Origin of the sequence: Georgenia yuyongxinii, assembly GCF_006352065.1 — a bacterium.
Taxonomy (GTDB): domain Bacteria; phylum Actinomycetota; class Actinomycetes; order Actinomycetales; family Actinomycetaceae; genus Georgenia; species Georgenia yuyongxinii.
In genome coordinates, this window is the sequence record NZ_CP040915.1 from 4005947 (window position 1) to 4019193 (window position 13247).

The 13247-nt window shown below is 64.4% G+C and carries 10 protein-coding genes; 6 read left to right on the forward strand and 4 right to left on the reverse strand.

What is annotated here, in order from left to right; all coding sequences use genetic code 11:
* The first annotated feature begins 449 nt into the window (after window positions 1-449).
* On the forward strand, window positions 450-2018 hold the full coding sequence (locus tag FE374_RS18280) for a DUF3696 domain-containing protein (RefSeq protein WP_139930902.1): 1569 nt from the start codon (window positions 450-452) through the stop codon (window positions 2016-2018).
* Window positions 2015-3097: a hypothetical protein gene (locus tag FE374_RS18285; RefSeq protein WP_139930904.1), complete on the forward strand. Its 1083-nt coding sequence runs from the start codon at window positions 2015-2017 to the stop codon at window positions 3095-3097. The genes FE374_RS18280 and FE374_RS18285 overlap by 4 nt, the downstream gene beginning before the upstream one ends.
* A 45-nt stretch (window positions 3098-3142) precedes the next feature.
* On the opposite strand, the gene FE374_RS18290 is transcribed toward FE374_RS18285, so the two are convergent.
* Together FE374_RS18290 and FE374_RS18295 are read right to left on the reverse strand one after the other, a co-directional pair.
* On the reverse strand, window positions 3143-3424 hold the full coding sequence (locus tag FE374_RS18290; RefSeq protein ID WP_139930906.1) for a hypothetical protein: 282 nt from the start codon (window positions 3422-3424) through the stop codon (window positions 3143-3145).
* Between the two features lie 5 nt (window positions 3425-3429).
* Window positions 3430-3678 (reverse strand): helix-turn-helix domain-containing protein, encoded by a 249-nt coding sequence (locus FE374_RS18295; RefSeq protein WP_139930908.1) that lies wholly within the window; start codon window positions 3676-3678, stop codon window positions 3430-3432.
* A gap of 105 nt (window positions 3679-3783) precedes the next feature.
* Between FE374_RS18295 and FE374_RS18300 the strand changes: the two genes are divergently transcribed.
* Window positions 3784-4500 carry a helix-turn-helix domain-containing protein gene (locus FE374_RS18300; protein WP_168205750.1) on the forward strand — a complete coding sequence of 239 codons (717 nt, stop codon included), beginning with the start codon at window positions 3784-3786 and terminating at the stop codon, window positions 4498-4500.
* On the opposite strand, the gene FE374_RS18305 is transcribed toward FE374_RS18300, so the two are convergent.
* On the reverse strand, window positions 4437-6242 hold the full coding sequence (locus tag FE374_RS18305; RefSeq protein ID WP_223173580.1) for an ATP-dependent DNA helicase: 1806 nt from the start codon (window positions 6240-6242) through the stop codon (window positions 4437-4439). The two genes, FE374_RS18300 and FE374_RS18305, sit on opposite strands and share 64 nt — an antisense overlap.
* Window positions 6243-6369: 127 nt before the next feature.
* Window positions 6370-6984, reverse strand: coding sequence for a relaxase domain-containing protein (locus FE374_RS19600; protein WP_223173581.1), 615 nt, complete (start codon window positions 6982-6984; stop codon window positions 6370-6372).
* Window positions 6985-7333: 349 nt separating this feature from the next.
* Here FE374_RS19600 and FE374_RS18310 point away from each other — a divergent pair, with 349 nt between their 5' ends.
* The 3 genes from FE374_RS18310 to FE374_RS18320 are packed head-to-tail and all read left to right on the forward strand — an operon-like array spanning window position 7334 to window position 13196.
* On the forward strand, window positions 7334-10033 hold the full coding sequence (locus tag FE374_RS18310) for a DNA methyltransferase (RefSeq protein ID WP_179957391.1): 2700 nt from the start codon (window positions 7334-7336) through the stop codon (window positions 10031-10033).
* A complete protein-coding gene (locus tag FE374_RS18315; RefSeq protein ID WP_139930914.1) occupies window positions 10030-12009 on the forward strand; it encodes a DEAD/DEAH box helicase in 1980 nt (659 codons plus the stop codon). Before FE374_RS18310 ends, FE374_RS18315 begins: the two co-directional genes overlap by 4 nt.
* Window positions 12006-13196 carry a GIY-YIG nuclease family protein gene (locus tag FE374_RS18320; RefSeq protein WP_139930916.1) on the forward strand — a complete coding sequence of 397 codons (1191 nt, stop codon included), beginning with the start codon at window positions 12006-12008 and terminating at the stop codon, window positions 13194-13196. Before FE374_RS18315 ends, FE374_RS18320 begins: the two co-directional genes overlap by 4 nt.
* The last annotated feature ends 51 nt before the right edge of the window (window positions 13197-13247 follow it).

Consider the following 13247-nt stretch of genomic DNA (forward strand, 5'->3'; position numbering starts at 1 on the left):
CTCGTCGTCCTCTGCCAGACTGGTGTATGTCTGGCGATACCCCGCCGCACCCATGGCCGGCTCACGCGACTGCGGCGGCGAGTTCGATCACGGCTCGTCCAGATACGGTTGACGGTCGGGGGGTCGCCGCGGCTATACACCATCGAAGGGGCCCAACGCAGGCGGCACGGCATCAGTGTCGAGCATGTCGAAGCCGCGTTCGTGCATTTCTCGGCTACGCGGGGCTCCCGACGGAGCGGGGTTGGTCGCTTCGAGCGGGAATCCGGGCGAAACATGCTGGGTATGGGCGAATAAAGTCCCGGGGCGACCACCTGTGGTCATGAAGATTGAGGTCGTTTCCGTTCCGTCGCGACCCCGCATGGGTGGCAGCGGCCTTCAGGTCACCGGACGCGTCCGTGCCGTCCGACTGCGGAACCTGAATAGTCTTGCCAAGAACGAAGGAGTTTCGCATGCCTGACCCACACGATCCTGAGCAGGAGCAGGAGCAGGAGCAGGCGGTCGGCTCCAGGCTCGGACCTGACTGGGTCGGGCTGGATCGTCGCCGCATGACCATCCGGCAGGATGACTACGTCCGGCGGATGCGCGATGCCGCTATGCGCGAGGCCGAAGAACTCAAGCGGGCAGAGGAGGCTTTCCGCAGATTCGATGCAGACCTCAGTGATGAGGAGTCGTCGGCGCATCGAGGTGTGGCGAAGGACGCACGGCCAGACGATTCGGACGATCCGGCAACGCCGCAAAAGCGTCGTCGCCCGAAGTTGCTTGTTACACGGTTCCACGCAGAGAATCTGAAGTCTCTCGCGGGCCGCCACGAGGTGCCGCTTGCACCACTGACTCTTGTCTACGGGCCGAACTCGGCCGGTAAGTCTACGGTTCTCAATGGTCTGCGGCTCTTCATGCATGCGGTTGATGCCGGGCGATTCGATGCGCTAGGGCTCTGGCGCCGCGCCTTTCCTGATGTGCGGCCCGAGAGTGTGATCACCTGGGAGCGTCAGGGTGAGGACGTTCCGTTCTCCCAGACGCGCACCCTCAAGCTCGGTGTGGACTATCGGATCTCGGGTTCAGACTCAGTTGCGACGGCTGAGCTCGGATTCCAGTCGTCTGACGTCGGCCCTTGGCAGTCGTCGGCGATGGGGGCCAACTTGCAGGAGCTGACACACAAGGAGTTCTTCCTGAACTACGAGGCTGCGGATCGTGTGGACAGCAGTTCCTACGGCAACGTTGAGCCGAAGTGGGAGGTCAGGGAGTGGACCGGTGCGGAAGCCGCCGGCGCGGACCCGCGGGATGTGGACCACGACCTGTTCGGCCACGCCAACGCTGAACTCAAGCGAGCCCTGTTTCGCCTCGCGGGACAACTGACACATTTCGGTCCACATCGAGGCGCCCCAGAGGGCAAGTACACGCCCGTGGGACTCGACGACATCGCGGGTCCCGACACTTGGGGTGTGGCCGGCGCTCCGAGTCGGCGGATCGCTGGCTTTGAAGTGCAGGAGCTGCTGAACCAGGCGCTTGAGCAACTTGAGATCGACCATCGATTCGAGCCCGTGTTCCGAGCTGAGGGCGGCACGGTCAGCATCAGCGACTGGCAGCTGGTTGACAGCCGATCTGGTGCGCCAGTCTCGTTGGCAGAGGTCGGCTACGGGGTGAGTCAGCTCCTTCCCATCATCGATGTCTGTCTTCGTGCGACCCAGCGGATCATCTGCATCGAGGAACCTGAACTCCACCTGCACCCCCGACTTCAGGCCAAGCTAGGGAATCTGCTTGCGCTCTCGGTTCTTCGGCGGGGCAACCAGCTCATCGTCGAGACTCATTCGGAAAGTCTCTTGCTTCGCGTGCGGCGCCTTGTCCGGCAGGGCAAGCTCCATCACGACGACGTGGCCGTGCTGTACGTGGACAACATCGACGGCGAGGGTGCACACGTCCGCCGGCTCCGGCTGGGCGAGCAGGGTGAGCTTCTCGACCCGTGGCCCACTGGCTTCTTTGACGACACTCTTGAGGACGTCCTTGGAGGCTGGGGGTGATCACCCGGATTGCGTTCGACGCCCTAGCACTCCAACCCGCCACCGGGGGTGCCCTGGAGCAGCGGCTTCAAAGCCGACGGCTAGCGGAGACCGTACGGGAATTCGGCCTCCTGTCGTTGCTGGGCGAACACGACGCAAGGGAGCTACTGACTGTCCTCGAGCGGTTGGCGGAATCACTTGGATACGACTTCTGGCGACCACTGATCCGGGCGCTGGCGAACGGCGGGCCAGATGTCCTACGGGCGTGCCCTCCGAACCATGCATCGACGCGCGAGTTACTCAAGTCGGGAGATCTTGACGGACTGCGCTCCAACGCCGACCTTGTCGTCGTGAACAGCACCGGGGGCCCCGTGTCGGGCCTCACGGGTGCTCAGATTACGAGCCTCTATGAGTTGGCGGGGTTCGCGGATGCGGGAGGCAATCTCGAACTCGCTCTGGCAAACGCTGCCGACCAATGCAACACCGTCACCTCGATCAAGAGGCTGAGAAGCGAAACAGTCATTCCAAGGGGGACGCCGAGCACGACCCTCTGGGAAACGTACTTTTCGCCACTCGCACGCGTGTCCTCTGAAGTGAACATCTTCGACCGATACTTGTTCTCGGGCCTTCACCGAACTGGCCGTCAGCGCGCCGACTACCTCCTGTGGCTCTTGAACGCTCTAGATCGCAACCTCCCTCAGGCCGCGTCCGTCAACTTGTTCGCCTGTTCCGGCCAAGAGGTGCTTCGCAAGAGCACCCGGAGCCACCCCACAAACCCATACACGGTTCACGACATCTCGGCAACGCTCCGGCATCTCGACCTTTGGAACCGCCCTGGCCGCCTACACCTCTACCTGTTTGACGACCTCCACCACGATCGCCACATCCGGTTCGGATGTGGCAGCGCCGTCATGCCCCAACAGGGCTTCGACCAGTTGTCGTTTCCCCGGGGGACGTTGGCGAAGAACTTCAGCTACACCTTCGTCTCCGGGGGGCAGAGCCTGAGCGCTCGTGCGGACGAAGAAGCACGGGCGAGGAGAAGCGGGCGACATTGGGTGCTTCGCTCAAAGAGGGGCGGATTCGAAGCCGTTGCGCCGTAGAACCCAGACCGGTCGACCAACATTGTGGCCGCGCATGAGCGCCACTCACGCTGACCGGCGCCGTCGCTTGGGCTGGGGGAGCAGGTCGGTGACGGTCGTCGGCTCGCGGTCGGGCGCAACGAGCGTGTCCACGGCCACTTCGGCCAGGGCCATCCGCCTCTCCTCCCGGGCAAGGAGCTGGTCGAGCCTCCAGCGGTCGGGGTGTGTCATCACCGGCGGCGGCACCACCCTCCGGTCCTTGAGGTTCTGGTACCCCTTCGTCTTGCCCCAGCCGTAGCGCGCCATCACCTCTCTCGCGGTGAGGAAGACGTGGCGCGGGTCGTCCATGGTTCTCACACCGCCTTGGGCCGAGAGATGACAGGCCGGGCGGCAAGGCGTTGCTCGCGGATGAAGCGACGCAGGTCGGCGACGGTCGTGTAGAGCCGCCGGCCGATCTTGAAGAACTCCGAGCCAGTGCCCACCTGGCGCCACCAGCGGACGGTGTTCGCCGAGGTCCTCAGGATCTGGGCGACGTCCTCGAGCGTGAGCAGCTCGTCGTCGTGGCGCTCATGGAAGGGGACATCGCTGGGGTGATTGTTCATGGTTCCTCCTGCTCGGCGAGGGCCCGCGACAATTGTGGGCAACAGGTAGGTGTGCGTACCGCACCAAGCCGGGGCCAAATACGTCCGATCGGATATCGTGACTGGATGGACCGGCCCTTCTTGCTTGAGACTGCGCGCAGGGCACGCGGCCTGACGCAGGCACGCCTCGCGTCGTTGTCGAGCACCTCGCAGGCGACGCTGTCGGCGTACGAGCGTGGCCTGAAGTCGCCGTCGATGAAGGTCGCGTCGCGGATCCTGGCCGCGACGGACCACGAGCTGTCGTTACGCACGCGCGTCGACTGGGTTGAGCACCACCCGAAGGGGATCGTGGCGTTCTGGGCGCCCAGCATCCTGTGGTCGGTGGAGCCGCCCACGTGCTTCGCGACGCTGCACATCCCGGACCTGATCCAGGACACCGGGATGCGCACGTGGAACATGCGCGAGCGCGAAGAGCGGCGGGGCGTGTACGAGCAGCTCATCCGCCGTGGGCTGCCTCAGCAGATGATCCGGTGGGTCGATGGCGGCCTCCTCGTCGACGTCTGGGACGAGCTCGATCTCCTCGGCCCCGTGCGTGACGCATGGGAGCCGGCGATTCGGCTGGCCACCATGCCCTCGGATGTGGACGGGCTGAGTTTCTTCTTCCGCGAGAACCCGGAGATCGCGCCGGGCGCACGGGTCCGGGGATACGAGCGGTTGCCCTCGTCTCCCCCGCTACCGCCACAACGGTGGCGATCCGCCCGACTTACCCCGCCCGGCAGTCACAGTCCGAGATCACGGCTACGCGAGGAGGCCGGCGACCGGCGGCCGAAGCCGTCCTCGTGACGTCGAGCCGCCGCGCGGCGTGGGGCAGGTCGCGCCGGCGCGTTGGGGCCGTAACGGTCGACGGCGTCGGCAGCGGCGCCCCGTGCGTAGGTCGGACCGAGGTCGGCGCGGTCGCGACCGAACGCGGCGATCCACTGGCTCCGCGCCTCCTCCACCGACTCCGCGACGACGTGGGCGACATTGCGCTCGCGGCCACGGGTCATGCCGACGTACGCCGACGCGGCCCCGGTGTGCTCGCCGACCAGGACGTGCGGGACCGGGACCGTCGCACTTTGTGCGCCGTAGGCCGTGGTGGCATAGGCGAGCTCGACGTTGGCACGCACATACTGGGGCGCGAGCACCCGCTTGCCCGCCTCGCCGTGAACGGTCAGGGCGCCGTCATCGCAGGCGAGCACAGTCCAGGTCTCTCGGTTGGCGACGTCGGTGTCGTGGTCGTTGCGGCGGGTGGCGATCCGGTCGCCGACTCCGATCCGCTCGCCCGAGGCGGTGACCAGTCGTTCGGTCACCTCCCCCATAGCCTTGCGGACCTGATGGGCGAGCCCGTTGATCTTGGCAACCTGCTCGCGGGTGTCCGCGACGACGAGCTCGCCGTACGTCGTGCGCACTGCGAGCTCCTGCTGACGCTCGACCTCACTGGCGTGGATCACCACCTCGCCGCGGCGCACGAGTTCGTCGAAGACGTCACCGGGCTTCTCTCCCGATCGCATCCACAACGACAACTCGGCGTAGGCGGGGTCGGCGAAGCGGCGGACGGTGTCGAGCTGCGTGACTCCGTAAGGCGCGTACCGGACGGCGAGGTCGAGTACTCCGCCACGCCCGATGGCGGGAAGTTGGTGACGATCACCGACCAACATCACCCTGGCCACGGTCTCGTCGGCGAGACGGAGGAGCGCACGTGCGGTGTCCTGATAGAGCATCCCGGCTTCGTCGACCACCAACAGGTCACCACGATCCAGAAGGGCCGAGGGCGACGGGGTGGATGCCACACGGTTCCACTTCCCGTCGTCATCCCAGCGGAACCCGTGCTGGTGCAGCAGCCAGGCCACCGAGTGCGCGGAGGTGCCGACCTCGGTGGCGGCGACCTGAGCGGCCTTGCGGGTCGGCGTCACCATCAGCATCCGGTAGCCCTTGGCCTCGATCGGCTCCCGTGTCGCGGCGAGCCGGGTGGTCTTGCCGGCGCCAGCCGCCCCTTCCACGATGGTGATCGACCTGGTCTCGGCCCGCTGGGTGATCCGGTCGACTATCTCGTGCTCGACAGCCAGCACGTCCGTCGACGTGAGTGCGCGCACGTGCTCGGGCACGTCGGTGCGGCCGAGCAGAGGTCGTGACGCGGTGACGATCCGGGACGTCAGGTCCTCGGCAAGCTCGCGTCGGACCGTGCCGTCGATGGCACCACCGGTGGCGGCGATCAACCACTCGGCCTCCCCCCGAGCATCGGCGGCATTCCAGGCCGAGCGTCGCGCGCCGAGCCGGACGAGCGCGAGGTCGACCAGAGCGTCGCGGTCGACCAGCCCGGGCCGCAGCATCGCAGGGTCACCGGCAACTGACGACGCTGCACCCGCGACACCGGGCGCGCGGCAGCCCAGCTCGTGCAACTCCTCGACCCACCGTTGCCGCAGTTCCTCGCCCGAGGTCGGTACGACCTTGTCGGGGCGGGCGTCGGCCCACGCCCGGCGATCCCACGCCCGCCGCAACGCCGGCCCGGGCTCCTCACCGGGATGGTGCACGCCACTGGGCTTCATAGGTATCGACGTTGGTCTCGATCTGGCGTGCCCGTGCGCTGAACGCACCGGCATAAGGCACCAGCTGGGCGACCTCGCCGGTCTCCGCGTCGAGGGTGAGTCCGTGCGAGGCGAGCGCTGCCCGGAACTAGGGGTTCGTCATCACGGCCGCGTGACCGATCCCGTTGATCGCCTCGAGGCTGTCGCGCACACCGACGGTGTGGATGCCTCGCCACGCGCCGTCGGCGAACACCCTGGCGTTGATCTGGAGATGCAGGTGCCGGTGAGGGCCGCCGGCCCTGGATGTGAAGTGGCGGACGACGGCGGCCTCGATCTGCTCGACCGGCACCTGCACCTGCCGGCCCCGTGACCCCACCCGGGTCGTCGCGTGCGAGGCAAGCCAGCCGATGATCTCCTCAGCCGCCGCCATCTGGGCGGCGTCATAGGCCGCTTCGACCTCCGGGTGAAGCGCCGCGGCGAGCGACCACGTCTTCGGTCCGTTGACGGTGACCTCGACGAAGCGCACCGCATGATCGTCCTTGCGCAGCCACCCCTTCCCCGCCCCGGTCTCGACCTCGATTCCAGCGACCCACTTCTCGTACGTCTCGCCGTCCATGTCGCCCCGGCGATCAACACCCTCCGAGGAGCCCACGAACCGCATCGCGATACCGCTGCCCTCAGCGAGGTAGTAGTCGTCCGCATACGACCGGTCGGCCTCGACGTAGTGCCGCGCCGCTGCGGCTGCGCCGCGGTAGACCTTCATGCCACCGTGCATCGAGACCACCCCCTCGACAACCGTCAACAACCACGAACCCGCTGATCAGAGCGACGACTGCGTCCACCCCGCTACCTACTTTCGTAGCATGCGTGCCGCTTCTTAAGGTGGGCGAAAGGGCGATCTGGAGGGTGGATTTAGGAGCCGTTCGTGGTTGTTAGTTAGCGTTGAGGGACGAGGTGTTGCGGGAGGCGAGAGGCAGGAGGGCGATGGGCACCCGAAGGCTGGGTGCGACAGAAGACCGGCGATGTCGGCCCCCGCTGGCAGGATCGGGATCAAGAGGCCGCTATGCGCTGGTGACCACTCCAACCCGACCGACGACTGAGAAGATGATTCGATAGTGAAGCTCAACCTGAAGGCCGTCGAGGAGCGGGTCGCCCCCCTCGGCGGGCGGCCGTCGTATGACCGCGAGTTCATCTTCGAATTGCTTCTCGCCTACGGCCGATCGCGGGGCAACGTCACACGCCTGCGCAACGGGTCGCTCAACGTTGCCGACGACCCGACAACTGAGGTCGCTCAGAAGAACGTCGTGTACTTTAAGGAAACGACCGGCGACCCGCTGGCCGTCATCGACGCGCTGCGAACCGCGCCAGCGGTCGTCCGCTACCGCCCGCGCTTCGTCATCGTCACCGACTACTCAGAGCTGATCGCCGTCGACACGAAGACCGGCGAGAACCTGATGGTGCCGATCGCAGACATCGACCAGCACTTCACGTTCTTCCTGCCCTGGGCCGGCATGGAGAAGGCTCAGTACGTGGCTGAGGCGCACGCTGACGTCAAGGCCGCTGAGCGGATGGGCAAGCTTTTCGACGAGTTGCTCGCCGCGAACCCTGAGATCCTCGGCGACTCCTTCGGGAGGCACTCCCTCAACGTCTTCTTCACCCGGCTGTTGTTCTGCTTCTTCGCCGAGGACACGGGCATCTTCGGTGAGAACCAGTTCACCAACGCGGTCGGCAGTCACACTCAGGCTGACGGGTCCGACGTCGCTGACTTCCTGACCGATCTCTTCAACGCGCTGGACACGCCCCACGCCGGCGACAAGCCACAGCACCTTCGAGGGTTCCCGTACGTCAACGGACGGCTGTTCACGATCGCTGCCGAGCACAGGGTCCCGAAGTTCACGAAGAAGGCCCGCGAGTTGCTGATCGAGTCCGGCACCTTGATCTGGCGCGAGATCAACCCCGACATCTTCGGCTCGATGTTCCAGGCGATCGTCACCCCGGGCAAGCGGTCGGACCTCGGTCAGCACTACACATCGGTCCCGAACATCCTTAAGACTATCGAGCCTCTGTTCCTCAACGGGTTGAAGGATGAGTTCGACGTTGCGTACGACTCGCGGCGCAAGCTCGAAGGACTCTTGAACCGGATCAGCGAGATCAAGGTCTTCGACCCTGCCTGTGGATCAGGAAACTTCCTGGTCATCGCCTACAAGGAACTGCGACGCCTCGAGCACGCGATCCTCGAGCGGCTCGCCGAGGTCGACGTGAACCACCAGATGCTCTACGTCGAGTCGAAGATCAACATCGAGAACTTCTACGGCATCGAGCTCGACGACTTCGCCGTCGAGGTCGCGATCCTCGCCCTGTGGATCGCCAAGCACCAGATGAACGCCGAGTTCAAGGAGAAGTTCAACCTCTCCATCCCGCTGATCCCACTCAGGGAGACCGGTCAGATCCGAGAGGGGAACGCCGCACGGATCGACTGGCAGTCAGTGTGTCCCAACGACGGCGATGAGGAGATCTACCTCATCGGCAACCCGCCGTACGCCGGCGCCAAGACTCAGACCAAGGACCAGAAGGCCGACTACGACTACGTGTTCGGAGGACGTCCGTACTCGAAGAACCTCGACTACATCGCGCTGTGGTTCATCAAGGGTGCCGACTACATCGAAGGCACGGAAGCTTCGCTCGCCTTCGTGACGACCAACTCGGTCGCCCAAGGCGAACACGTCGGTCTGATGTTCCCGATGATCTTCGCCAAGGGCATCGAGGTCGGCTTCGCCTACACCTCGTTCAAGTGGGAGAACAACGCCAAGCGCAACGCGGGCGTGACGGTGGCGGTGATCGGGTTGAGGAACAAGACGTCGTCGCCGAAGTACCTATACACCGACGACCTCCAAATCGCTGCCACCAACATCAACGGATACCTAGCAGACGGTGCTGACGTCGTGATGGAGCGTCGGCGCAAGCCATTGGGAGCCCCGCGGCCCGACATGGTGTTCGGATCAATGCCACGTGACGGCGGCGGCCTCATCTTGTCGCCTGACGAGCGGAGGCAGATGATCGAGGCGGACGGCCGCAGCGAGGCGTTCATAAAGCGCTATATGGGGTCGTCCGAGTTCATCAATGACGGTGAGCGCTATTGCCTATGGGTGCCCGACGGCCAAGCTAGTTTGGCACGGTCGATTGCCGCGATCGGCACGCGACTCGATCGCGTGGCGGCGGAGCGTTCGACGAGCAAGGCGGGAAGTACGGCGGCATTTGCTGCCCAGCCGCACCGGTTCGTTCAGATCAGCTACAAGCCCACGGACTCGATCATCGTGCCTCGCGTTTCGTCGGCTCGTCGTGAATACATTCCGATCGACTATCTCGGCCCAGACACCGTCATCTCGGATGCGGCCTTCGGCGTGTATGACGCAGAGCCCTGGCTGTTCGCGCTGCTGACGTCGAGAATGCACATGGCCTGGGCGCGGTCAGTGGGTGGCCAGTTGAAGACGGACTATCGTTACTCGAACACGATCGTCTACAACAACTTCCCCGTCCCTCCGCTCAGTGATGCTGCCAGGGAGCAGTTGATTCTGGCAGCGTTGCGAGTGTTGGACGTCCGCGAGTACCACTGCGAGAAGAACCTTGGGGAGCTCTACGATCCCGACCTCATGCCGGCCGACCTTCGCTTGGCGCACGCCGAGGTCGACGCGCTGGTCGACTCGATCTACTCGAAGCGCGGATACGAGTCCGACGAGCAGCGATTGTCGGACCTGTTCGCTTTGTATGAGGCGATGACCGCGGACGAGGGCCCGAAGGGGACGAATAGGTGAACAAGTTGCTCAACGTCGTGGACGTGACCTACGCCCAGACCGGGGCGTCGGTCAACACGGACGCCTTGGGGATGCGAGAGATGCAACAGCGCGTCTTCGCCCAGCGCGATGCCCAGCACCTTCTGGTCAAGGCGCCCCCAGCGTCGGGCAAGTCCCGCGCGCTGATGTTCGTCGCCCTGGACAAGCTGTACAACCAGGGCCGCCAGAAGGTCATCGTCGCCGTCCCCGAGCGCTCGATCGGCGCGTCGTTCTCCGCGACCAGCCTGACCAAGTTCGGCTTCTTCGCCGATTGGGAGGTCAAGCCCGAGCACAACCTGTGCGACCCCGGCTCTTCGCAGGGCAAGGTCGGCGCCTTCATCGACTTCTTGAACGGCCCCGGTGCAGTCCTGATTTGCACTCACGCGACCCTGCGGTTCGCGTTCGAAAAGCTCGCTCCCGAGGCGTTCGACGGTACGGTGCTTGCGATCGACGAGTTCCACCACGTATCCGCCGACGTCGAAGCCAACCGCCTCGGTGCGCTGCTGCGGGAAGTGATGAACGGGTCCGACGCACACATCGTAGCGATGACCGGCTCCTACTTCCGCGGCGACTCTGTGCCGGTGCTGTCCGCCGAGGATGAGGCAAGGTTCACGCCGGTCACCTTCAACTACTACGACCAACTCAACGGCTACGAGCATCTGAAGTCGCTCGGCATCGGCCACCACTTCTACCAAGGCCGCTACACCGACGCGATCGGCGAGGTGTTCGATCTGGGCAAGAAGACAATCATCCACATCCCCAACGTGAACTCAGGCGAGTCCACCAAGGACAAGATCGAAGAGGTCGGCTTCATCATCGACTCGATCGGCCACGTCGAGTCCACCGACCCCGAAACCGGGATCATCAGCATCCGCCGCGCCGACAACGGCGCGATCGTTCGAGTAGCCGATCTCGTCGACGACACCGATCAGAAGAAGCGTGCCGACACCCTGCACTATCTCTCCACCTTCGCCTCCAAGGATCGCGACGGCGTGGACGTCATCCTCGCGCTAGGGATGGCGAAGGAAGGCTTCGATTGGCCGTTCGCGGAGCACGCCCTCACGGTCGGCTACCGAGCGTCCCTGACCGAAGTAATCCAGATCATCGGACGCGTCACCCGGGACAGCCCCGGAAAGGCGCACGCCCAGTTCACAAACCTGATCGCCGAACCCGACGCTTCGCAGGGCGAGGTGAAGGTGTCGGTGAACAACATGCTCAAGGCCATCACCGCGTCGTTGCTGATGGAACAGGTGTTGGCACAAAACTTCACCTTCAAAACCAAGCGCACCGGTGACGACGATGGGCCGAAGGCCCCAGGGGTCATCAAGATCAAGGGCTTCAAGGAGCCGTCCTCGGACCGCGTCAAGCAGATCGTCGAGACCGACCTCAACGATCTGAAGGCGACGATCCTGCAAGATGACACGTTCGCGCGTGCCGCGGCAGGCTCGGTGGATCCCGAGACGACCAACAAGGTACTGATTCCGAAGATCATCCGCGAGCGGTATCCCGACCTGGACGAGTCGCAGGTCGAGGAGGTTCGGCAGCAGGTCGTCGTGGACTCCGTGATCAAGAACGGCGAAGTTCGCGAGGTCGGTGACAAGCGGTTCATCAAGATGGCCGAGAAGTTCGTCAACATCGACGACATCAACATCAACCTGATCGACTCGGTCAACCCTTTCCAGAGGGCCTTCGAGGTAATGTCCAAGTCCGTCACGCCGAGCGTGTTGCGGATCATCTCGGACGCGATCACCGCGACGCGGGTGGAGTTCACCGACGAGGAGGCATTCGCGCTGTTCCCGAAGATCCAGGTCTGGGCCAAGGTCAACGGGCGGAAGCCGAACGTACGCAGCGAGGACCCGACCGAGAAGCGATACGCCGAAGCGTTGCTGTACCTGCAGAAGAGGAAGCAGCAGCACCTTGCAGATCAGCGAGCAGCGCAGATGGCAGACGAAGCATGAACGGCGAAGCCAGCGTGGGTCCGGTCGACTTCCAGTTCCCGGGCAGCATCGAGGCGCTGCTCGATGCTGACGTCGATGGTCTGCTCGATGCGCCCGAGAAGCCGAAGAAGGTCACCGCCACCGACCGGTTAGAGCGCGCGTTCCTGGAGATCGTGGAGTTTCGTCGCAGCCACGGACGGATTCCGGATTCGCAGACCCGTGAGATCGCTGAGCGCAAGCTCGGCGCGAGACTCGAAGGCATCCTCGCGAGTGTGGAGAAGTCGGCTGCGTTGAAGCCTGTCGATGAGTTCGGGCTTCTGAAGGTCCCCGATGCCCCTGCCTCGCTAGATGACCTGCTGGAGGGGGACGAACTCGACTTGCTCGGCGACGATTCCGGGCTCCTCGACGTCTCCGACCTGCCGGTTCGTCGTCAGCAGTTCGACACAGGTGACGTCGCCCGTCGAAAGCCCGCCGAGGACTTCGAAAAGTACGATCCGCTGTTCAAACAAAAGCACGCTGAGCTCCGCGACGGAACGAGCCGGCTTCTCCCATACCCCGGTTTGGGTCACATCGCGCCGGGCGCCTTCTTCGTCCTCAACGGCGTAATGCTGTTCATCGCCGAGGTCGGCAAGACCGAGTACAAGAAGTCGACCGTGCGTGAGAACAAGCGCGAACGGCTGCGCTGCATCTTCGAGAACGGCACCGAGTCGGCGATGTATCGGCAGTCGCTTGCAATCCGGCTAAGCGACGAGGACGGTCAGATCGTGGTAGCCCACGACGTCGCGGAGATCTTCAGCGAAGATGAGGCAAGCGGTCACATCTACGTCCTTCGCTCGCTAAGCGACGACCCGCAGATCGCTGGCGTGAGTGACCTTCACAAGATCGGCTTCTCGCGCGGCCCGGTCGAGGAGCGGATCGCCAACGCCGCGAAGCAGCCGACCTACCTGATGGCGCCGGTCGAGATCGTCGCCGACTATACGGCCTACAACATCAGGATCTCAGCCCTGGAGAACCTGCTGCATCGGGTGTTCGCCGAAGTCCGGCTCGACATCACCCAGATCGACCTCAAAGGTCGCGATTACGACCCCTCCGAGTGGTTTGTTGTGCCGCGCTCGGTTATCGATCAGGCGGTGGAATTGATCATCTCCGGTGGGATCGTCGACTATGTCTACGACTCAAGTTCGCGCTCCCTGCGTCATCGACGTTGAAGGACGGCCACTGAGCCCTCCTCGAATGGGATTCGTATGGAATGACCTGCC

Bases quoted from the DNA above. Each gene is read 5' to 3' on its own strand.
- FE374_RS18320 (WP_139930916.1), top strand. From the start codon at position 12,006: ATGAACGGCGAAGCCAGCGTGGGTCCGGTCGACTTCCAGTTCCCGGGC.
- FE374_RS19600 (WP_223173581.1), bottom strand. From the start codon at position 6,984: ATGAAGGTCTACCGCGGCGCAGCCGCAGCGGCGCGGCACTACGTCGAG.
- FE374_RS18280 (WP_139930902.1), top strand. From the start codon at position 450: ATGCCTGACCCACACGATCCTGAGCAGGAGCAGGAGCAGGAGCAGGCG.
- FE374_RS18300 (WP_168205750.1), top strand. From the start codon at position 3,784: ATGGACCGGCCCTTCTTGCTTGAGACTGCGCGCAGGGCACGCGGCCTG.
- FE374_RS18295 (WP_139930908.1), bottom strand. From the start codon at position 3,678: ATGAACAATCACCCCAGCGATGTCCCCTTCCATGAGCGCCACGACGAC.
- FE374_RS18305 (WP_223173580.1), bottom strand. From the start codon at position 6,242: ATGAAGCCCAGTGGCGTGCACCATCCCGGTGAGGAGCCCGGGCCGGCG.
- FE374_RS18290 (WP_139930906.1), bottom strand. From the start codon at position 3,424: ATGGACGACCCGCGCCACGTCTTCCTCACCGCGAGAGAGGTGATGGCG.